Raw genomic sequence first — 19,644 nt, 5'->3', positions numbered from 1 at the left:
TTCCATTTATACGCGTCATTTTTCAGATTGCTTCTGCGTCGGCTAGGCTCGTTCACCCCTGTTACTGACGATGTCAGTTCCGGGGTGTCTCTCTTTCGCCGCCTTGGCGCATTCTGAACAATTTTACGTATATCTCGTCGTCTTTCACGTTGCAGATGTTTTGGCTTAACCTGCTCACCTCAATCAGCGGACTGAGTAGAGCACCCGGGAATACCCGGAGTCGACGCCTTCCTGCGACGTGAAATCCATAGAGGCCTGTACCGGTAAGGACTGCAACCCGCAGCCCGCTAACTGTCTGAAAGATCAATACGTCTTACGCCATTGCTGCGTGGATGATCGGTCAGACAAAATTGGTCATTCCGCTAATTTCTTGTTCTAACAAGATTGAACACGGAAAACGGCATCATTATTCCATTGCTAACCTTGTTATAGCAAGTTGACTTTTACCTTTTATCACCCGGTTACTCACAGTTTTTTCACCAGCGCATACAGATTGTTCTAATAACAAACAAAACGACGGTGAAGCATTCAATGAAAACCGGGTACTGATAAATATAAGCATATAAAAATGAGTGGCGCTAATGCGTCGGGCTATTTAGAATCGCGCACCATGAAAACTGAGACTCCAAGCGTAAAAATGGTTGCCATCACCGCCGATGAAGCGGGGCAACGCATCGATAACTTTTTGCGTACGCAGCTGAAGGGCGTACCGAAGAGCATGATTTATCGCATCCTGCGTAAAGGCGAGGTGCGGGTGAATAAAAAACGCGTCAAGCCGGAATATAAGCTGGAAGCGGGCGACGAAATCCGCATTCCGCCAGTTCGGGTCGCCGAGCGCGAAGAAGAGGCGGTTTCTCCGCATTTGCAGAAGGTTGCCGCGCTGGCGGAGGTTATCTTGTATGAAGATGACCATATTCTGGTGCTCAACAAACCCTCCGGTACCGCGGTGCACGGCGGCAGCGGCTTGAGCTTTGGCGTCATTGAAGGGCTGCGCGCGCTGCGTCCGGAAGCTCGCTTCCTCGAACTGGTGCACCGTCTTGACCGCGATACCTCTGGCGTCCTGCTGGTCGCGAAGAAGCGTTCCGCACTGCGCTCACTGCACGAGCAGCTGCGCGAAAAAGGGATGCAGAAGGATTATCTGGCGCTGGTGCGCGGGCAGTGGCAGTCGCACACCAAAGTTGTGCAGGCGCCACTGCTGAAAAACATTTTGCAGAGCGGAGAACGTATTGTTCGCGTTAATCAGGAAGGTAAACCGTCTGAGACGCGTTTTAAGGTCGAAGAGCGCTATACCCATGCGACGCTGGTACGCTGTAGCCCGGTAACCGGACGCACGCACCAGATCCGCGTGCATACGCAGTATGCGGGCCACCCGATTGCCTTCGACGACCGCTATGGCGACCGCGAGTTCGACAAACAGCTGGCCGGCACCGGCTTGAATCGCCTGTTCCTGCACGCCGCTGCGCTAAAATTTACTCACCCGGGAACCGGGGAGGTGATGCGCGTGGAAGCGCCGCTGGATAACCAGCTGAAGCGTTGTCTGCAGGTGTTGCGGAATACGAAGTAATCTCCCCGGCGGGTCGTCAACCCGCCGCGGCTTACTAACGCGTCGCATCGTTGAGTCTCACCGCGACGCTTTTCTCTTTTATCGGCAAGTTCACCAGTGCGGCAAGCAGTGCCAGCACGATATCTGCATACCACACCCAATCCAGATTACCGTTGTGCTCCATCGCCAGTCCGCCAAGCCAGGCACCGAAAAAAGCGCCAATCTGATGGCTGAACAGGGTGAAACCAAACAGAGTAGCCAGATAGCGGGTGCCGAACAGCTTCCCGATGATCCCGGCGGTCGGTGGCACGGTGGCAAGCCAGGTAAAGCCGATCGCCGCAGCAAAGATATAAAAGTCGAGTACGCTTTTGTCGGAGGCCAGGAACAGGCCAATCAGCACCGCACGCGAGGCATACAACACGGCGAGGATATATTTCATCGGGTAATGTTTACCGAGATAGCCCGCGAAGATACTGCCGGCAATATTACACAGGCCAATCAGCGACAGGCTGGCCGCAGAAACGGACGCTTCATGGCCGCAAAGCGTGACTTCACCCGGCAGGTGGGTGGTCAAAAAGGCAACGTGGAAGCCGCAGGTGAGAAAGCCGGCATGCAATAACAGGTAGCTGGGATTGCGAAATGCAGCATGAATCTGCTGCTTCAGACCTGGCTCGCGCTCAGAGAGGCTCTGCGGCGCGGCTTTTTTCACGCTATCCCGGCACAGCAGCCAGGAGGGGAACAGCGTTGCCAGCGCTGCAATCGCCAGAAAGATCAGCCCGGAAGCCATGCCACGCAGGCTGACGATCAGCTGTACCAGTGGCGCAAAAATAAATTGCCCCATCGAACCACCGGCGTTTATCAGGCCGCTGGCCATCGAGCCTTTATCCGTTGGCAGGCGTCCGGCAACAATACCAATCAGAACCGAAAAACTCCCGGCAGCGGCTCCTGCCGGGCTCAGCAAACCTTGTGCAAGGGTTAGCGAAGTCAACGAGGTTGCCCACAGCGTTGCCACTTGCCCGAATGCGATCAGCAGGGCACCGATGATTAATACGCCGAACGCACCGCGTTTATCGGCCCAGGCGCCAAACAGCGGTTGAAATGCGCCCCACATCAGTTGACCAATCGCCAGCGCCATACTGATTTCGGCGATATTCATGGTGGTTTCGCCCATCAACGGATGGACAAACAGACCAACGGTCTGACGAATCCCCATGGTGATGAGTAAAATCAGGCTGGCAAGCGTGATGGGGAGCCACAGTCGGCCTGCGGCAGGTTTTGAGGCGAGTGGTTCCACGGTCATTTTCGGTCAGCAAAGGGGAAGTAAAATGAGATTACTGGCTGAGACGCGAAAAATCTATGACAAAGAAAAGGGCCAGCGCAGCGGCTTTGGCCCGATAGAATAAAGGACTAGCTTAAAAGCGGATTACAGCCTTCCCGACGTAGCATCTGACACAACGCGATCAGCGGCAGGCCAACCAGCGCATTAGGGTCACGTCCCTCCAGTCGTTCAAACAGCGTGATGCCCAGACCCTCACTTTTAAAACTCCCGGCGCAGTGCAGGGGGCTCTCTTTGCGAACATAATGGTCAATTTCCTGGTCGCTCAAATGGCGGAAATGGACATCAAAGGGTTCGCACTCGGTTTGTAAGTGACCGTTGGCTGAGTTATAGAGCGCCAGCCCGGTGTAAAAGGTCACAATCGTACCGCTGGCTTTCCTTAACTGCAGGCGGGCATTCTCTTCGGTATGCGGTTTGCCGGTAATTTCACCGTCCAGAACGCAAACCTGATCGGAGCCGATAATTAAATGATGAGGGTAGCGCTCGGCAAGGATTTGCGCCTTCGCCTGCGCGAGGCGGACCACCAGCTGGCGGGCGGGTTCACCCGGATGCGGGGTTTCATCGACATCTGGCGCCGCGCAGTCGAACGGCATGGCCAGTTTTTCCAGCAGCATCCGCCGCCACGGCGAAGTTGACGCCAGGATAAGCTCAGACATATTTTTTCATCCACATATAGCGCTTCGAAGAGCATCATTTTAAACTATGGGCCGCAATGTGTGCGAATAAATGGCGAAAGGCAACCTGAGGCTGCCTTTTTCTTTGACTCTATGACATTACAAAGTTAATATGCGCGCCCTATGCAAAAGGTAAAATTACCCCTGACTCTTGATCCGGTCCGCACGGCTCAAAAACGCCTCGATTACGCAGGTATCTATGCCCGTGATCAGGTTGAACGTGTAGCCGATTCTGTAGTCAGCGTGGACAGCGATGTGGAATGCAGCATGTCGTTCGCTATTGATAATCAACGTCTTGCCGTTATTACCGGTGATGCAACGGTATCAGTAACCCTCGAATGTCAGCGTTGCGGGAAACCGTTCCCCCATCATGTCCACACTACGTATTGTTTTAGCCCCGTCAGAAATGACGAACAGGCCGAAGCACTACCGGAAGCGTATGAGCCGATTGAGGTTAACGAATTCGGTGAAATCGACCTGCAAGCGATGGTTGAGGATGAAATCATTCTCACCTTGCCTGTAGTTCCGGTGCATGATTCTGAACACTGTGAAGTGTCCGACGCGGACATGGTCTTTGGTGAACTGCCTGAAGAGGCACGAAAACCAAACCCATTTGCCGTATTAGCCAGCTTAAAGCATAAGTAATTGAGGAGTAAGGTCCATGGCCGTACAACAGAATAAACCAACCCGTTCCAAACGTGGCATGCGTCGTTCCCATGACGCTCTGACCGCAGTCACCAGCCTGTCTGTAGACAAAACTTCTGGTGAGAAACACCTGCGTCACCACATCACTGCCGACGGTTTCTACCGCGGTCGCAAGGTTATCGCTAAGTAATCACGCACTACTCCCTGGATTTTGCGTAACAAGAAGACGTAAGTCACTTGGCGCGTGAAAGACAAAGAGTAAAGCGTGGTGAAGCTTAGCGAGGATTTCCCCAGGTAACTGGGGAATAACCGAACCGGGCAGCGACGATACCTTGACACGTCTAACCCTGGCGTTAGATGTCATGGGGGGTGATTTTGGCCCATCCGTGACAGTGCCTGCAGCACTGCAGGCACTGAACTCTAATTCGCAACTCACACTTCTTTTAGTCGGCGATCCCGACACCATCACGCCATTACTTGCCAAAGCTGATTTCGAACAACGTTCGCGTCTGCAGGTGATCCCTGCGCAGTCAGTTATTGCTAGTGATGCGCGGCCGGCGCAGGCGATCCGCAGTAGCCGCGGAAGCTCAATGCGCATGGCGCTGGAGTTAGTAAAAGAAGGGCGGGCGGAAGCCTGCGTCAGCGCGGGGAATACCGGTGCGCTGATGGGACTGGCAAAATTATTACTCAAGCCCATTGAGGGGATTGAGCGCCCGGCGCTGGTGACGGTTCTGCCGCATCAGCAGAAGGGGAAAACCGTGGTGCTGGATTTAGGCGCTAACGTAGACTGCGATAGCACGATGCTGGTGCAGTTTGCGGTGATGGGCGCCGTACTGGCGGAAGAAGTCGTTGGTATTGAGAATCCTCGCGTCGCGCTGCTGAATATCGGCGAAGAAGAGATGAAAGGCCTCAGCAGCATCCGCGATGCCGCCGCAGTTTTGAAAACGCTGCCGTCGCTTAACTATATCGGCTATCTTGAAGCCAACGAACTATTGACGGGCAAAACCGATGTGCTGGTTTGTGATGGATTCACGGGCAACGTCACATTAAAAACTATGGAAGGTGTTGTCAGAATGTTCCTCTCGCTGCTGAAATCACAGGGTGAGGGCAAAAAACGGTCGTGGTGGCTGCTGTTATTGAAGCGTTGGTTACAAAAAAGCCTGGCGAGGCGATTCAGTCACCTCAACCCCGACCAGTATAATGGCGCCTGTCTGTTAGGATTGCGTGGTTCCGTGATTAAGAGTCATGGGGCTGCCAATCAGCGCGCCTTCAGCGTTGCGATAGAGCAGGCAGTGCAGGCGGTGCAGCGGCAAATTCCTCAACGGATCGCCGCTCGCCTGGAATCTTTATACCCAGCAGGTTTCGAACTGCCCACGGGCGACAGAAACGGGAACTCCCGGCAGCAAAACGGGACGAACGAAGAAGGCTGACGACCAGCGGTTTGAACAAAGCAGGTATATTACCCAAGAGTGACTGAGCGTACATGTATACGAAGATTATTGGTACCGGCAGTTATCTGCCCGAGCAAGTGCGGACTAACGCCGACCTGGAAAAAATGGTAGAGACGTCTGACGAGTGGATTGTCACCCGTACGGGTATCCGTGAACGTCGTATTGCTGCACCGAATGAAACCGTTGCTACGCTGGGTTTTGAAGCGGCAAAAAATGCGCTGGATATGGCGGGTGTTAAACCGGAGCAAATTGGTCTGATCGTTGTTGCGACCACCTCGGGTACTCACGCGTTTCCAAGCTCGGCGTGTCAGATTCAGTCCATGCTGGGTATTAATGGCTGTCCGGCCTTTGACGTAGCGGCCGCGTGCGCAGGGTTCACCTACGCGCTGAGCATTGCCGATCAGTACGTGAAAAACGGGGCGGTAGATTATGCGCTGGTTATCGGTGCTGACGTGCTGGCGCGCACCTGCGATCCTACCGATCGCGGAACGATCATTATTTTTGGCGATGGCGCAGGTGCCGTCGTGCTAGGGGCTTCTGAAGAGCCGGGTATTATTTCTACTCATCTGCATGCGGATGGCCGCTATGGTGAGCTGTTAACGCTGCCGAACGCCGATCGTGTCGATCCGGAAAACTCGATCTATCTGACGATGGCGGGCAACGAAGTGTTTAAGGTTGCCGTAACCGAGCTGGCGCACATTGTTGATGAGACGCTGGCGGCCAACAATCTCGAACGCTCTGCGCTGGACTGGCTGGTGCCGCATCAGGCAAACCTGCGTATCATCAGTGCGACGGCGAGGAAACTGGGGATGTCGATGGATAATGTCGTGGTCACGCTCGATCGCCATGGCAATACCTCTGCGGCATCCGTTCCCTGTGCGCTGGATGAAGCGGTTCGTGATGGCCGCATCCAACGTGGTCAGCTGATTCTGCTGGAAGCCTTTGGTGGCGGTTTCACCTGGGGTTCCGCGCTGGTTCGTTTTTAGGATAAGGATTTAGACATGACGCAATTTGCTTTTGTGTTCCCGGGACAGGGTTCTCAGACGGTCGGTATGTTGTCTGACATGGCAGCAACGTATCCGGTTATCGAAGAGACTTTCCGTGAAGCCTCTGCGGCGTTGGGTTACGATCTGTGGGCGCTTGCTCAGCAGGGCCCGGCGGAAGAGCTGAACAAAACCTGGCAGACGCAGCCGGCGCTGCTGACCGCTTCCGTGGCGCTGTATCGCGCCTGGCAGCAGCAGGGCGGCAAGGCGCCGGCTCTGTTGGCCGGTCATAGCCTGGGTGAGTATTCCGCGCTGGTTTGTGCTGGTGTGATTGATTTCACCGATGCCGTGCGTCTGGTTGAAATGCGTGGCAAATTTATGCAGGAAGCCGTGCCGGAAGGGACTGGCGCGATGTCGGCGATTATCGGCCTTGATGATGCGTCTATTGCTAAAGCCTGCGAAGAGTCCGCTGAAGGACAGGTCGTTTCTCCGGTTAACTTTAACTCTCCGGGCCAGGTGGTGATTGCCGGTAATAAAGAGGCCGTTGAACGTGCCGGTGCCGCCTGTAAAGCCGCGGGCGCTAAGCGTGCGCTGCCGCTGCCGGTGAGCGTGCCGTCCCACTGCGCGCTGATGAAGCCTGCGGCGGAGAAACTGGCCGTTGAACTGCAGAACATCACTTTTAACGCGCCGGTTATTGCGGTGGTGAACAACGTTGATGTGAAATGCGAGACGGCGCCGGACGCGATTCGCGATGCCCTGATTCGCCAGCTGTACAGCCCGGTTCAGTGGACCAAAACCGTTGAGTTTATGGCATCACAGGGCGTAGAGCACCTGTATGAAGTGGGGCCGGGTAAAGTGCTTACCGGTCTGACTAAACGTATTGTTGACACCCTGACCGCTTCTGCGCTTAACGAGCCTGCAGCGCTGTCTGCGGCGCTTGAGCAATAAAAGAGGAATACCATGAGTTTTGAAGGAAAAATCGCGCTGGTTACCGGTGCAAGTCGCGGTATTGGCCGTGCAATCGCAGAAACGCTTGTCGCCCGTGGCGCGAAAGTGATCGGGACCGCCACCAGCGAAAGCGGTGCACAGGCGATCAGCGATTATTTAGGTGCTAACGGTAAAGGCATGCTGCTGAATGTGACCGATCCGGCATCTATCGAATCTGTTCTGGGAAATATTCGCGCAGAATTTGGTGAAGTTGATATCCTGGTTAATAATGCCGGTATTACTCGTGATAACCTGTTAATGCGGATGAAAGATGACGAGTGGAACGATATCATCGAAACCAACCTGTCATCAGTTTTCCGTCTGTCAAAAGCAGTAATGCGCGCTATGATGAAAAAGCGTCACGGTCGCATTATTACTATCGGTTCTGTGGTCGGTACCATGGGAAATGCTGGTCAGGCCAACTACGCTGCGGCGAAAGCGGGTCTGATTGGTTTTAGTAAATCGCTGGCACGTGAAGTCGCGTCTCGCGGTATTACTGTTAACGTTGTTGCTCCGGGCTTTATTGAAACGGACATGACGCGTGCGCTGTCTGAAGATCAGCGTGCGGGTATTTTGGCGCAAGTTCCTGCGGGTCGCCTTGGCGATGCAAAAGAAATCGCTAATGCGGTTGCGTTCTTAGCTTCTGACGAAGCAGGCTACATCTCTGGTGAAACCCTGCACGTCAACGGCGGAATGTATATGGTCTGACCGAGATTTGCACAAAACGCTCAGGAACCGCGCAGTCCGTGCGATCCCGAGTGCGGTTTTGTGCAAAATGATTTGCGTTATGAGGGCAAACACCCGCAAAATAGCGTAAAATCGTGGTAAGAACTGCCGGGATTTAGTTGCAAATTTTTCAACATTTTATACACTACGAAAACCATCGCGAAAGCGAGTTTTGATAGGAAATTTAAGAGTATGAGCACTATCGAAGAACGCGTTAAGAAAATTATCGGCGAACAGCTGGGCGTTAAGCAGGAAGAAGTTACCAACAATGCTTCCTTCGTTGAAGACCTGGGCGCTGATTCTCTTGACACCGTTGAGCTGGTAATGGCTCTGGAAGAAGAGTTTGATACTGAGATTCCGGACGAAGAAGCTGAGAAAATCACCACTGTTCAGGCTGCCATTGATTACATCAACGGTCACCAGGCGTAAGTGAACATCTCCAGGCGGTCATTCGACCGCCTGAGTTTTATCTTTTTGTCCCACAAGAATCTATTTTCCCTCCCTGGAGGACAACCGTGTCTAAGCGTCGTGTAGTTGTGACCGGACTGGGCATGTTGTCTCCTGTCGGCAATACCGTAGAGTCTACCTGGAAAGCTCTCCTTGCCGGTCAGAGTGGCATCAGCCTGATCGACCATTTCGATACTAGCGCCTATGCAACAAAATTTGCTGGCTTAGTAAAGGATTTTAACTGTGATGACATTATCTCGCGTAAAGAACAGCGCAAGATGGATGCCTTCATTCAATATGGAATTGTCGCTGGCGTTCAGGCCATGCAGGATTCTGGTCTTGAAGTAACGGAAGAGAACGCAACCCGCATCGGTGCCGCTATTGGTTCCGGTATCGGTGGTCTCGGCCTGATCGAGGAAAATCACAGTTCGTTAACGAACGGCGGACCTCGTAAGATTAGCCCGTTCTTTGTACCGTCTACAATTGTTAACATGGTGGCCGGGCATTTGACCATCATGTTTGGTCTGCGTGGGCCGAGTATTTCTATCGCGACCGCTTGTACCTCTGGCGTACACAATATTGGTCAGGCCGCGCGTATCATTGCGTATGGCGATGCTGATGCAATGGTGGCCGGCGGTGCGGAAAAAGCCAGTACCCCGCTTGGCGTGGGCGGCTTTGGTGCAGCGCGTGCACTCTCTACCCGCAATGACAATCCGCAGGCGGCAAGCCGTCCGTGGGATAAAGATCGCGACGGTTTTGTGCTCGGCGACGGCGCAGGTATGGTGGTACTGGAAGAGTACGAACATGCCAGGAAACGCGGCGCGAAAATTTACGCGGAAATCGTCGGCTTTGGCATGAGCAGCGATGCTTACCATATGACGTCTCCTCCGGAGAACGGTGCGGGTGCGGCCCTGGCGATGGTAAATGCCATCCGTGATGCAGGGATTGAACCTGGCCAGATAGCTTACGTTAATGCGCACGGCACCTCTACGCCGGCAGGCGATAAAGCGGAAACGCAGGCGGTTAAGTCTGTCTTCGGTGATGCTGCACGCCGCGTGATGGTTAGCTCAACCAAATCAATGACCGGGCACCTGCTGGGCGCCGCCGGGGCCGTAGAATCTATCTACTCCATCCTGGCGCTGCGTGACGGTGTGGTTCCACCGACCATCAACCTGGATAACCCGGATGAAGGTTGTGACCTGGACTTCGTTCCGCACGAAGCGCGTCAGGTTTCCGGTATGGAGTATGCCCTGTGTAACTCCTTCGGCTTTGGTGGCACCAACGGTTCGCTGATCTTTAAAAAGATCTAAGCCCGTAGCGCCCGACGCAAAATCCTGACTCAGGCCTGCATTAAATGCGGGCCTTCTTTTTTTCTTCAGTTTTCTCTGCTTGTCCTGCGTATTTCATCCTGAGACACTAATACGTCACCGATAAGGAGCCGCTATGTTCTTGATAAATGGCATTGAACAGGACACCCTGGCCGCCAGTGACCGGGCAATCCAGTTCGGCGACGGGTGTTTTACTACCGCGCGTATCGCGGGCCATAACGTGCAGATGTTGCCTGCCCACCTTCGTCGCTTGCAGCGGGCCTGCGAAACGCTGATGATCCCATACGCGCAATGGCAGACGCTGGCAGATGAAATGCAGCGCATGGCGCATGAACAGCAAAGCGGCGTGCTGAAAGTCATTCTGACCCGCGGCGTCGGCGGACGCGGCTATAGCGGCTCGGCCTGCCAGGACCCCACCCGTATCCTCAGCGTTTCACCGTATCCGGCCCACTATGCGCGCTGGCAACAAACCGGCGTTGCGCTGGCGCTTAGCCCGGTTCGCCTGGGGCGTAATCCGCTGCTTGCCGGACTCAAGCACCTCAACCGGCTGGAGCAGGTATTGATCCGCTCTCATCTTGAGCAGACGGACGCCGATGAGGCGCTGGTCCTTGACAGCGACGGGTGGCTTACGGAATGCTGTGCCGCGAATCTGTTCTGGCGCAAGGGGATGGATGTGTTTACGCCACGCCTCGATCAAGCGGGGGTCAATGGCATTATGCGTCAGCATTGTATGGCGCAGCTGGCACAATCGCCGTTTCGCGTTGTCGAAGTCACAGCTGGCGCCGATGTGTTGCGTGACGCCGATGAAGTGCTGATCTGCAATGCGCTGATGCCGCTGGTACCGGTTCGCTGCTGGGACGAGACATGCTGGTCCTCGCGAGAGCTTTATCATTTTTTAGCCCCACTGTGTGAGCTGTCTGGTTAGTCATGAAGAAAATGTTACGTTTTATCCTGTTGTTATTGGTGGTGCTCGGCATTGCTGCCGGCGCGGGCGTCTGGAAAGTTCGCCAGCTTGCCGATAGCAAACTGCTGATTAAAGAAGAGACTATCTTCACTCTTGAGACCGGCACCGGGCGCATGGCGCTGGGAGAGCAGCTCTACGCCGACAAGGTGATCAACCGCCCGCGTGTATTCCAGTGGTTGCTGCGTCTGGAGCCTGAATTATCCCACTTTAAAGCCGGTACCTACCGCTTCACGCCGAAGATGACGGTGCGTGAAATGTTGCAGCTGCTGGGTAGTGGAAAAGAAGCCCAGTTCCCGCTGCGTTTTGTGGAGGGCATGCGGGTGAGCGACTATCTGCGTCAGCTGCGCGATGCGCCCTATGTGAAGCATACGCTGGCGGATGACAGCTACGATACGGTGGCAAAAGCGCTTAATCTCGAACATGCGGACTGGGTTGAAGGCTGGTTTTGGCCGGATACCTGGATGTATACCGCCCATACCAGCGATGTGGCGATCCTCAAACGCGCGCATCAGAAAATGGTCGCCCAGGTCGAAAAAGCGTGGGAAGGGCGGATGGACAATCTGCCGTACAAAGATCAGAACCAGCTGCTGACTATGGCGTCCATTATTGAAAAAGAGACGGCGGTCCCTGAAGAACGCGATCGTGTCGCGTCGGTCTTTATCAACCGTCTGCGGATTGGCATGCGCCTGCAAACTGACCCGACTGTTATCTACGGTATGGGGGAGAGCTATACTGGCAAGCTGACCCGTAAGGACCTTGAGACCCCAACGGCTTATAATACCTACGCGATCGCGGGTATGCCGCCAGGGCCTATTGCCGCGCCTGGAGAGGCATCGTTGAACGCGGCGGCGCACCCGGCGAAGACGCCTTATCTCTATTTTGTTGCCGATGGCAAAGGCGGGCATACGTTTAACACTAATCTGGCCAGCCACAACCGCTCGGTACAGGATTATCTGAAAGTACTTAAGGAAAAAAATGCGCAGTAACTATATCGTTATCGAAGGACTGGAAGGCGCAGGTAAGACCACCGCACGTAATCTGGTGGTGGAGGCGCTACAGCAATCTGGCGTCAGTGATCTGGTGTTTACCCGTGAGCCGGGCGGCACCATCCTTGCCGAGAAACTGCGCAGCCTGGTACTGGATATTCAATCCACTGGCGATGAAGTGATTAATACAAAGGCCGAAGTGCTGATGTTTTACGCTGCCCGCGTTCAGTTGGTTGAGACGGTGATTAAACCCGCTCTGGCGAACGGCCAGTGGGTGATTGGCGATCGTCACGATCTCTCTACCCAGGCCTATCAGGGCGGCGGTCGCGGGATTGACCAGACGATGCTGGCCACGCTGCGTGATGCGGTGCTGGGCGATTTCCGTCCAAACCTGACGCTGTATCTGGATGTCACGCCAGAAGTCGGGCTGAAACGCGCGCGCGCGCGCGGCGAACTTGACCGTATCGAACAAGAGTCTCTGGATTTCTTCAACCGTACCCGTGCGCGCTACCTTGAGCTGGCGGCGCAGGATCCGACCATTTACACCATTGATGCGACTCAATCACTCGAAGCCGTGGCTAATGATATCCGCACGGTCGTCAGCCAGTGGGTTGCGGAGCAGCGCGCATGAAATGGTACCCGTGGTTACGCCCGTCATTTGAGCAACTAGTCGCCGGCTACCAGGCCGGACGGGGTCACCATGCGCTACTGCTTCAGGCATTACCCGGCATGGGAGGCGATGCGCTTATCTATGCGCTGTGCCGCTACCTGATGTGTCGACAGCCTGACGGGAATAAAAGCTGTGGGCAATGCCACAGCTGCCAGCTGATGCAGGCCGGCACACACCCCGATTACTACACCCTGACGCCGGAGAAAGGCAAAAGTGCCCTCGGCATTGACGCCGTGCGTGAGGTTAACGAAAAACTGTATGAGCGTTCACGCCTGGGCGGCGCCAAGGTTGTGTGGATTGGCGATGCCGCATTGTTAACGGATGCGGCGGCGAATGCGTTATTAAAAACGCTGGAAGAGCCGCCGGAAAATACCTGGTTCTTCCTCGCCTGCCAGGAGCCTGCACGGCTGCTGGCCACGCTGCGTAGCCGCTGTCGCCTGCATCATCTGGCACCGCCGTCAGAGTCGTACGGGCTGGCGTGGCTGGAGCGTGAGGTGACAATGCCCCAGGATGCGCTGCTCAGCGCGCTGCGCCTGAGTGCCAATGCACCCGCAGCGGCGCTGGATTTGCTGCAGGAGAGCCACTGGGCTTCCCGACAGCAGCTTATCCAGGCGCTGGCTGGTGTTATAAGCAGCGGTGACTGGCTGGCGCTGCTGCCGATTCTGAATCACGAACAGGCCGCGGTTCGTTTGCACTGGCTGGCATCGCTGCTGCTGGATGCACAAAAACGGCAGCAGGGGATCACGCTGGTGAGTAACCCTGATGCCTGGACGCTGGTCAACCAGCTGGCTCAGGCGCTGCCTGCGTCCCGCTTGCAGGCGATTGCGCGCGATGTCAGCGCCTGCCGCGACCGGCTGCTGAACGTCGTCGGCGTCAACCGCGAACTGCTGCTGACCGAGCGCCTCCTGCGCTGGGAACATTACCTGCAACCTGGGACGGTACTTCCCGTATCCCACCTCTGAGCGAGACATTATGTTTTTAGTCGACTCCCATTGCCATCTGGACGGTCTGGATTATCAAACGCTGCACAAAGACGTAGACGATGTGCTGGCAAAAGCCGCCGCCCGTGACGTGAAGTTTTTCCTTGCGGTGGCGACGACGCTGCCGGGATACCGAGGAATGCGTGAGCTGGTCGGGCCGCGTGACAACGTTGTTTTCTCCTGCGGCGTGCATCCACTCAATCAGGATGAAGAGTATGACGTAGAAGAGCTGCGCAAGCTGGCGGCGGAAGAGGGCGTTGTGGCAATGGGTGAAACCGGGCTGGACTATTTTTACACGCCGGAAACGAAACCTCGCCAGCAGGCCTCCTTCCGCGATCATATCCGCATTGGCCGTGAATTAAACAAACCGGTTATCGTGCACACGCGCGACGCCCGTGCCGATACGCTGGCAATTTTGCAGGAAGAAAAAGTGACGGATTGCGGTGGCGTACTACACTGTTTCACTGAGGACAGGGAGACCGCAGGTAAATTGCTGGATATGGGGTTCTATATCTCGTTTTCCGGTATCGTCACGTTCCGTAATGCGGAGCAGCTGCGCGATGCTGCGCGCTACGTGCCGCTCGATCGCCTGCTGGTGGAAACGGACTCGCCGTACCTGGCGCCGGTTCCGCATCGAGGCAAAGAGAACCAGCCGGCAATGGTCCGCGATGTGGCGGAATACATGGCGGTACTGAAGGGGGTTTCGCTTGAGCAGCTGGCACAGCAGACCACGCATAATTTCGCCAGCTTGTTCCATATTGACCCCGCCAGACTGTAACCTGCCGATCTGTCTATTATTTTAAGGCTCGTAATTAATAAGCAAAGCGAGTAAAGTTCACCGCCACAAAAGGGGCGGTGAAGGATTTTTTGCAACATCCAGACATGGCTTATGTAAGTTGGTGTAAATTTTTCCACGCTGACTGATTGAAACGTGATAGCCGTCAAACAAAAATTCCGTCAATTATTTTACTCTGTGTAATAAATAAAGGGCGCTTAGATGTCCTGTCCACGGCACGGTTCTCCCCCCGTGCCAATGCGTGAAAACGTAAAAAAGCACCAAATACTCAGGAGCACTCTCAATTATGTTTAAGAATGCATTTGCTAACCTGCAGAAGGTCGGTAAATCGCTGATGCTGCCGGTCTCCGTACTGCCTATCGCAGGTATCCTGCTGGGCGTCGGTTCCGCAAACTTCAGCTGGCTGCCAGCCGTTGTTTCCCACGTCATGGCAGAAGCGGGCGGTTCAGTCTTTGCTAACATGCCGTTGATCTTCGCTATCGGTGTGGCACTTGGCTTCACCAATAACGACGGTGTATCTGCACTGGCTTCCGTTGTTGCTTACGGCATCATGGTGAAAACCATGGCGGTCGTTGCACCGTTGGTTCTGCATTTACCTGCTGAAGAAATTGCGGCTAAACACCTGGCTGATACCGGCGTGCTTGGCGGTATTATCTCTGGTGCTATTGCAGCGTACATGTTCAACCGCTTCTATCGCATCAAGCTGCCTGAATATCTGGGCTTCTTTGCGGGCAAGCGTTTTGTTCCGATTATCTCCGGTCTCGCCGCTATTTTCACCGGCGTGATCCTGTCCTTCATCTGGCCACCGATCGGTACTGCTATCCAGACCTTCTCTCAGTGGGCTGCATACCAGAACCCGGTTGTGGCGTTCGGTATCTACGGCTTCATTGAACGCTGCCTGGTACCGTTTGGTCTGCACCACATCTGGAACGTTCCTTTCCAGATGCAGATTGGTGAATACACCAATGCGGCAGGTCAGGTCTTCCACGGCGATATCCCTCGTTATATGGCAGGCGACCCGACTGCGGGTAAACTGTCCGGCGGCTTCCTGTTCAAAATGTACGGTCTGCCGGCTGCTGCTATCGCGATTTGGCATTCCGCTAAGCCGGAAAACCGCGCGAAAGTGGGCGGTATCATGATCTCCGCAGCGTTGACCTCGTTCCTGACCGGTATTACCGAGCCGATCGAGTTCTCCTTCATGTTCGTTGCGCCGATTCTGTACGTTATCCACGCAATTCTTGCAGGTCTGGCCTTCCCGATCTGTATCCTGCTGGGTATGCGTGACGGTACCTCGTTCTCCCATGGCCTGATTGACTTCATCGTTCTGTCTGGTAACAGCAGCAAGCTGTGGCTGTTCCCGATTGTCGGTATCTGCTATGCGATCGTGTACTACGTTGTCTTCCGCGTGCTGATTAAAGCACTGGACCTGAAAACTCCGGGTCGTGAAGATTCAACCGAAGACAGCAAAGTGGGCGCAACCAGTGAAATGGCTCCGGCGCTGATTGCAGCGTTCGGCGGTAAAGAAAACATCACTAACCTTGATGCGTGTATCACCCGTCTGCGTGTCAGCGTAGCTGACGTCGCGAAAGTTGATCAGGCTGGCCTGAAAAAACTCGGCGCGGCAGGTGTGGTTGTTGCAGGTTCAGGCGTTCAGGCAATCTTCGGAACCAAATCCGATAACCTGAAAACTGAAATGGATGAGTACATCCGCAGCAACTAAGTTGTGATGTGGGGAGACTAAGGCAGCCAAATGGCTGCCTTTTTTATTACAGTGACTAAAGCTATTGCCCGGTGGGGCTTCGCTTGCGCAGGTCGGCAAGGGTGGCGTAAGAGGTCGCCGCCACCCCGAGTCCTTGAGGATCAGAAATCGTAGCTTGCGCTGAGCGAGAAGTTCAGCGGTGCGCCATACACGAGGTAAGAGCCAACGTAGTCGTAATACGCCTTATCGAAGAGATTATTGACGTTCGCCTGCAGGGCAACGTTTTTGTTCACCTGATAACGGCTAAAGAGATTAACCAGCCCGTAACTGCCTTGATCGATGTAATCACGACCGTTGGGACCGCCGCTGACTTCACTCCAGATTTTACTTTGCCAGTTTACACCGCCGCCGACGGTGAGTGCCGGTAGCGCGGGCAGCTGGTAGCGGGTAAACAGCTTCATGGTAGTGCGTGGCTGATCGGAGCTCACTGCGTTGCCGCTCTTATCCTCAGCAATATAGCGGGTGGCGCCAAAGGTGAGCTGCCAGTTATCGGTCAGCGCGCCGTTTAACTCAAATTCCACCCCTTTACTGACCACGCCATCCAGCGATTCATAAATCGATTCGCCGCTCGGCAGGTAGGTGTAGGTATTATTGGCCACGTTATCCTGCTCAATGCGGAAGATAGCCAGCGAGGTGGTCAGGCGGGTGTTGAACCAGTCGGCCTTGACGCCGGTTTCGTAGCTCTTCCCGGTGGTCGGGTCCAGATAGCGGCCGTTGGCGTCGCGCTTATCCTGTGGCTGGAAAATAGAGGTATAGCTCGCATAGGCTGACCAGGCCTCGTTGATGTCATACACCAGACCGGCATATGGGGTGACGTCATCTTTGGTGCTTTCGAGCCGCGTCTGCGGCGAGCCTGCCGGATTATAGCGAATGTTATAGTTGGTATAGCGAGCGCCGAGGATCAGATGCAGCGGATCGGCCAGCGAGAAGCGGGCTGAGGTATAGGCAGATGACTGGCGAATGTCGTCTTTGCTGTAGAGCTGCCAGGCGGTCCATTGCGGGTCGGCAATATTGCTGTTCCAGTTTTTGAAGCTCCCGACATCAACCATGGCGTACAGCGAATCAGGTAGGGAGTTATCGTAGTGATTACGCTGTCGACTGAGGCTGCCGCCGACCATCATTTCGTGCTGGCGACCAAATAGCTCAAAGTCGCCGCGCAGGAAGGCATCAACCGCATCCTGCTTGCGATCGCCGCGGTTCCAGCCTCCATATCCCACCATGCCATCGCCGGTCTCTTTGTCCGGGTAGCCGTACATGTACATCATTTTGGTGTCAAAGTGGGTATCGGTGTGCATACCGTTAATATGTGCTTCCCAGCCATTGTCGAAGCGCTGGGTGACGTTGGCGAATACCTTTTTGCTGTCTTTATCCGAGTAGGCCCAGTTGGGCGCGATGGTATCGCTACGGTTGTAATGGGTTTTGCTGCCGTCGCTGTACCAGGTTGGCAGTCCGCCCCAGGTGGGGTCTTCGGTGCGGCTTTGCTGGTATTCATAGCCCAGCGATAGCGTGGTGCTGTCGGTAATATCGGCATCGATCACGCCATAGAGGAATTTTTTACGATAATGGTAGTTATCGACCCACGAGTCGTTATCCTGGTATCCGGCAATCATTCGCCCGCGCACGTTACCTGACTCCACCAGCGGGGTCTGGAGATCGAGCACGTAGCGCTGTTTATCCCAGCTGCCGTAGCTAGCTGAGACATTTCCCTGAAATTCGCGGCTATCGGCATGTTTTCGCACCATATTGACATAGGCTGAAGGGTTGCCGGACCCGCTCATCAGGCCGGTTGCGCCGCGCACCACTTCAATACGATCGTAAATGGCGGTATCGGTGGTGGTATCGCCGAAATTCCAGACCTCGCTGATGGAGGTCGGGAGATCGTCATAGGCGTAGTTGCTGACGAAAAAGCCGCGCGAATAGAAGACCGTGCGATCGCTATCCTGAATCTGCTGGGTGATACCCGTGGTATTACTCAGCACCTGGCCAATGGTCTGCAGATCCTGATCTTCCATCCGTTGTTGGCTAATGACGCTGACGGATTGCGGGATATCCCTGGGCACGAGCAGCAGTTTGGTGCCAGTCGTCGTGGTTTTCACGCTGTAATCCTGCTGTTGAGCATCGGGAGTGGTGCCCGAAGTCCCTTCAACAATGAGAGTATCTTCGGTATCGGCGGCGTAGCTGAGTACGGGGTGAAGCGCCAGCGCGACGCCGACAGCCAGCAGGGATGGCGCAATACGCCTGCCCTGGTGATGGAGAGTGAGAGACATCATAAACCCTTAATCGAATGGTTATTGTTCTGTGCCGGGGCTCTGTGGCCACGGTCGGCATTAGCTTAAAGCGCTTTTGTCCATAGTGAATGCAAATGAGAAATATACGCATTTGTATTTAATGTGTAAACAGAAGTAAGAAATGTTGGCAGAACCGCACGTTAGCGAGCCCGGTGCAAAGCCTGAATCAGCGATATGATTAATCCATCAGCAGCTGGCGGCGTCGCGACATAAGAAAAAGCGCATTCAGGTTGAAAGAGGGGGAGTAACTCGCTCATACTCTTAGGCGAATCCTGTGCATCCGCGTTTATCTGCAGAGGCAGGCCAGAGCACGGTATAAAAATTAATAAGGAATCAGTCATGGCAGAAGAAACGATTTTTAGCAAAATCATTCGCCGGGAGATCCCGTCGGATATGGTTTATCAGGATGAACTGGTGACCGCTTTTCGCGATATTTCCCCGCAGGCGCCGACCCACATTCTGATTATCCCTAATATCCTGATTCCTACCGTCAACGATGTGACCGCAGAGCATGAGCTGACGCTGGGGCGCATGATGACCGTCGCCGCGAAAATCGCGCGTGATGAAGGTCTTGCTGACGATGGCTATCGTCTGATTGTTAACTGCAACCGCCACGGCGGCCAGGAAGTCTACCATATCCACATGCACCTGCTGGGCGGCCGCCCGCTAGGTCCGATGCTGGCTCACAAAGGTTAATCGATGCGCGCAGCTCATTTCGGCCCACTTCTGACGGCCGTGCTTCTTGTCGGGTGCGGTTCTCGTGCGGAAATCCCCGTTGCTGAACAGCAGACTCTGGTGATGGAATCCAATGTACTGGCGGCAGGCATCAGCGCCGATGCGCCAGAAGTCACCGCCTCAGAGATTCAGGCTACCGCCACCTCCAGACTGTTTAATGAACGACAGGAGCCGATTACCGTGCATTACCGCTTCTTCTGGTATGACGCGAGAGGCCTGGAAATGCACCCGCTGGAGCCGGCCCGGAGTATCACGGTGCCTGCGCATTCATTTGTCACCTTGTACGGTAGCGCGAATATTTTGGGGGCGCATAAAGCCCGCCTGTATCTTTATCTGTAAGGGGTAA

General features: G+C 54.8%; 20 protein-coding genes. 17 read left to right on the top strand and 3 right to left on the bottom strand.

All coding sequences use genetic code 11. The features are described 5' to 3' along the window. Nucleotides 1–610 precede the first annotated feature (610 nt). Nucleotides 611–1,564, top strand: coding sequence for a 23S rRNA pseudouridine(955/2504/2580) synthase RluC (gene rluC, locus ACMYSK_RS09530; RefSeq protein ID WP_434642278.1), 954 nt, complete (start codon nucleotides 611–613; stop codon nucleotides 1,562–1,564). A 34-nt stretch (nucleotides 1,565–1,598) separates the two neighbouring features. Here rluC and ACMYSK_RS09525 read toward each other — a convergent pair whose 3' ends face one another. Continuing rightward, nucleotides 1,599–2,843, bottom strand: coding sequence for an MFS transporter (locus tag ACMYSK_RS09525; protein ID WP_434642275.1), 1,245 nt, complete (start codon nucleotides 2,841–2,843; stop codon nucleotides 1,599–1,601). Nucleotides 2,844–2,950: 107 nt separating this feature from the next. Then, nucleotides 2,951–3,535 carry a Maf family protein gene (locus ACMYSK_RS09520; protein WP_434642273.1) on the bottom strand — a complete coding sequence of 195 codons (585 nt, stop codon included), beginning with the start codon at nucleotides 3,533–3,535 and terminating at the stop codon, nucleotides 2,951–2,953. Nucleotides 3,536–3,676: 141 nt separating this feature from the next. Here ACMYSK_RS09520 and yceD point away from each other — a divergent pair, with 141 nt between their 5' ends. The 14 genes from yceD (at nucleotide 3,677) to ptsG (ending at nucleotide 16,236) form a co-directional block, all read left to right on the top strand. Further along, nucleotides 3,677–4,198 carry a 23S rRNA accumulation protein YceD gene (gene yceD / locus ACMYSK_RS09515; protein ID WP_434642270.1) on the top strand — a complete coding sequence of 174 codons (522 nt, stop codon included), beginning with the start codon at nucleotides 3,677–3,679 and terminating at the stop codon, nucleotides 4,196–4,198. Between the two features lie 16 nt (nucleotides 4,199–4,214). Continuing rightward, nucleotides 4,215–4,388 (top strand): 50S ribosomal protein L32, encoded by a 174-nt coding sequence (gene rpmF / locus ACMYSK_RS09510; RefSeq protein WP_000290724.1) that lies wholly within the window; start codon nucleotides 4,215–4,217, stop codon nucleotides 4,386–4,388. A 142-nt stretch (nucleotides 4,389–4,530) separates the two neighbouring features. Then, nucleotides 4,531–5,628: a phosphate acyltransferase PlsX gene (plsX, locus tag ACMYSK_RS09505; RefSeq protein ID WP_434642268.1), complete on the top strand. Its 1,098-nt coding sequence runs from the start codon at nucleotides 4,531–4,533 to the stop codon at nucleotides 5,626–5,628. 53 nt (nucleotides 5,629–5,681) lie between these two features. Continuing rightward, nucleotides 5,682–6,635, top strand: a complete 954-nt coding sequence (locus tag ACMYSK_RS09500; RefSeq protein ID WP_434642265.1) for a beta-ketoacyl-ACP synthase III — start codon at nucleotides 5,682–5,684, stop codon at nucleotides 6,633–6,635. A gap of 15 nt (nucleotides 6,636–6,650) precedes the next feature. Continuing rightward, nucleotides 6,651–7,580, top strand: coding sequence for an ACP S-malonyltransferase (fabD, locus tag ACMYSK_RS09495; protein ID WP_434642263.1), 930 nt, complete (start codon nucleotides 6,651–6,653; stop codon nucleotides 7,578–7,580). A gap of 12 nt (nucleotides 7,581–7,592) precedes the next feature. Beyond that, the gene (gene fabG / locus ACMYSK_RS09490; protein ID WP_434642262.1) at nucleotides 7,593–8,327 is read left to right on the top strand and encodes a 3-oxoacyl-ACP reductase FabG; all 735 of its coding nucleotides are present in this window, start codon (nucleotides 7,593–7,595) and stop codon (nucleotides 8,325–8,327) included. A gap of 210 nt (nucleotides 8,328–8,537) precedes the next feature. Beyond that, nucleotides 8,538–8,774 (top strand): acyl carrier protein, encoded by a 237-nt coding sequence (acpP, locus tag ACMYSK_RS09485; RefSeq protein WP_000103754.1) that lies wholly within the window; start codon nucleotides 8,538–8,540, stop codon nucleotides 8,772–8,774. 86 nt (nucleotides 8,775–8,860) lie between these two features. Continuing rightward, entirely contained in the window at nucleotides 8,861–10,102 is a 1,242-nt protein-coding gene (fabF, locus tag ACMYSK_RS09480; protein WP_434642261.1) for a beta-ketoacyl-ACP synthase II, read from the top strand. Between the two features lie 133 nt (nucleotides 10,103–10,235). Further along, a complete protein-coding gene (gene pabC, locus ACMYSK_RS09475; protein WP_434642260.1) occupies nucleotides 10,236–11,045 on the top strand; it encodes an aminodeoxychorismate lyase in 810 nt (269 codons plus the stop codon). Between the two features lie 2 nt (nucleotides 11,046–11,047). Then, nucleotides 11,048–12,070, top strand: coding sequence for a cell division protein YceG (gene yceG, locus ACMYSK_RS09470; protein WP_434642258.1), 1,023 nt, complete (start codon nucleotides 11,048–11,050; stop codon nucleotides 12,068–12,070). Next, nucleotides 12,060–12,701 (top strand): dTMP kinase, encoded by a 642-nt coding sequence (tmk, locus tag ACMYSK_RS09465; protein ID WP_434642256.1) that lies wholly within the window; start codon nucleotides 12,060–12,062, stop codon nucleotides 12,699–12,701. Before yceG ends, tmk begins: the two co-directional genes overlap by 11 nt. Then, nucleotides 12,698–13,702, top strand: a complete 1,005-nt coding sequence (gene holB, locus ACMYSK_RS09460; RefSeq protein ID WP_434642255.1) for a DNA polymerase III subunit delta' — start codon at nucleotides 12,698–12,700, stop codon at nucleotides 13,700–13,702. Before tmk ends, holB begins: the two co-directional genes overlap by 4 nt. A 10-nt stretch (nucleotides 13,703–13,712) precedes the next feature. Continuing rightward, complete coding sequence (locus tag ACMYSK_RS09455) at nucleotides 13,713–14,498, top strand: metal-dependent hydrolase (protein ID WP_434642253.1); 786 nt, start codon at nucleotides 13,713–13,715, stop codon at nucleotides 14,496–14,498. Nucleotides 14,499–14,802: 304 nt separating this feature from the next. Further along, a complete protein-coding gene (gene ptsG / locus ACMYSK_RS09450) occupies nucleotides 14,803–16,236 on the top strand; it encodes a PTS glucose transporter subunit IIBC (RefSeq protein WP_434642251.1) in 1,434 nt (477 codons plus the stop codon). Between the two features lie 140 nt (nucleotides 16,237–16,376). On the opposite strand, the gene fhuE is transcribed toward ptsG, so the two are convergent. Further along, nucleotides 16,377–18,545, bottom strand: a complete 2,169-nt coding sequence (gene fhuE / locus ACMYSK_RS09445) for a ferric-rhodotorulic acid/ferric-coprogen receptor FhuE (RefSeq protein WP_434642248.1) — start codon at nucleotides 18,543–18,545, stop codon at nucleotides 16,377–16,379. Nucleotides 18,546–18,902: 357 nt separating this feature from the next. Between fhuE and hinT the strand changes: the two genes are divergently transcribed. Continuing rightward, nucleotides 18,903–19,259, top strand: a complete 357-nt coding sequence (hinT, locus tag ACMYSK_RS09440; protein ID WP_434642245.1) for a purine nucleoside phosphoramidase — start codon at nucleotides 18,903–18,905, stop codon at nucleotides 19,257–19,259. A gap of 3 nt (nucleotides 19,260–19,262) precedes the next feature. Then, nucleotides 19,263–19,637: a YcfL family protein gene (locus ACMYSK_RS09435; protein ID WP_434642242.1), complete on the top strand. Its 375-nt coding sequence runs from the start codon at nucleotides 19,263–19,265 to the stop codon at nucleotides 19,635–19,637. The last annotated feature ends 7 nt before the right edge of the window (nucleotides 19,638–19,644 follow it).

The organism is Klebsiella sp. I138, from assembly GCF_051131765.1.
GTDB lineage: Bacteria > Pseudomonadota > Gammaproteobacteria > Enterobacterales > Enterobacteriaceae > Klebsiella.
Note: the sequence above shows the minus strand (reverse complement) of the source record. Positions and strands in the feature narration are given on the sequence as shown.

Excerpts from the sequence above, each read along its gene's own strand:
- yceG (WP_434642258.1), top strand. The coding sequence starts at position 11,048 with ATGAAGAAAATGTTACGTTTTATCCTGTTGTTATTGGTGGTGCTCGGC.
- rpmF (WP_000290724.1), top strand. The coding sequence starts at position 4,215 with ATGGCCGTACAACAGAATAAACCAACCCGTTCCAAACGTGGCATGCGT.
- fhuE (WP_434642248.1), bottom strand. The coding sequence starts at position 18,545 with ATGATGTCTCTCACTCTCCATCACCAGGGCAGGCGTATTGCGCCATCC.
- fabD (WP_434642263.1), top strand. The coding sequence starts at position 6,651 with ATGACGCAATTTGCTTTTGTGTTCCCGGGACAGGGTTCTCAGACGGTC.
- ACMYSK_RS09500 (WP_434642265.1), top strand. The coding sequence starts at position 5,682 with ATGTATACGAAGATTATTGGTACCGGCAGTTATCTGCCCGAGCAAGTG.
- ACMYSK_RS09520 (WP_434642273.1), bottom strand. The coding sequence starts at position 3,535 with ATGTCTGAGCTTATCCTGGCGTCAACTTCGCCGTGGCGGCGGATGCTG.
- ACMYSK_RS09455 (WP_434642253.1), top strand. The coding sequence starts at position 13,713 with ATGTTTTTAGTCGACTCCCATTGCCATCTGGACGGTCTGGATTATCAA.
- fabG (WP_434642262.1), top strand. The coding sequence starts at position 7,593 with ATGAGTTTTGAAGGAAAAATCGCGCTGGTTACCGGTGCAAGTCGCGGT.
- rluC (WP_434642278.1), top strand. The coding sequence starts at position 611 with ATGAAAACTGAGACTCCAAGCGTAAAAATGGTTGCCATCACCGCCGAT.
- pabC (WP_434642260.1), top strand. The coding sequence starts at position 10,236 with ATGTTCTTGATAAATGGCATTGAACAGGACACCCTGGCCGCCAGTGAC.
- ACMYSK_RS09435 (WP_434642242.1), top strand. The coding sequence starts at position 19,263 with ATGCGCGCAGCTCATTTCGGCCCACTTCTGACGGCCGTGCTTCTTGTC.
- acpP (WP_000103754.1), top strand. The coding sequence starts at position 8,538 with ATGAGCACTATCGAAGAACGCGTTAAGAAAATTATCGGCGAACAGCTG.
- ptsG (WP_434642251.1), top strand. The coding sequence starts at position 14,803 with ATGTTTAAGAATGCATTTGCTAACCTGCAGAAGGTCGGTAAATCGCTG.
- yceD (WP_434642270.1), top strand. The coding sequence starts at position 3,677 with ATGCAAAAGGTAAAATTACCCCTGACTCTTGATCCGGTCCGCACGGCT.
- hinT (WP_434642245.1), top strand. The coding sequence starts at position 18,903 with ATGGCAGAAGAAACGATTTTTAGCAAAATCATTCGCCGGGAGATCCCG.
- ACMYSK_RS09525 (WP_434642275.1), bottom strand. The coding sequence starts at position 2,843 with ATGACCGTGGAACCACTCGCCTCAAAACCTGCCGCAGGCCGACTGTGG.
- tmk (WP_434642256.1), top strand. The coding sequence starts at position 12,060 with ATGCGCAGTAACTATATCGTTATCGAAGGACTGGAAGGCGCAGGTAAG.
- holB (WP_434642255.1), top strand. The coding sequence starts at position 12,698 with ATGAAATGGTACCCGTGGTTACGCCCGTCATTTGAGCAACTAGTCGCC.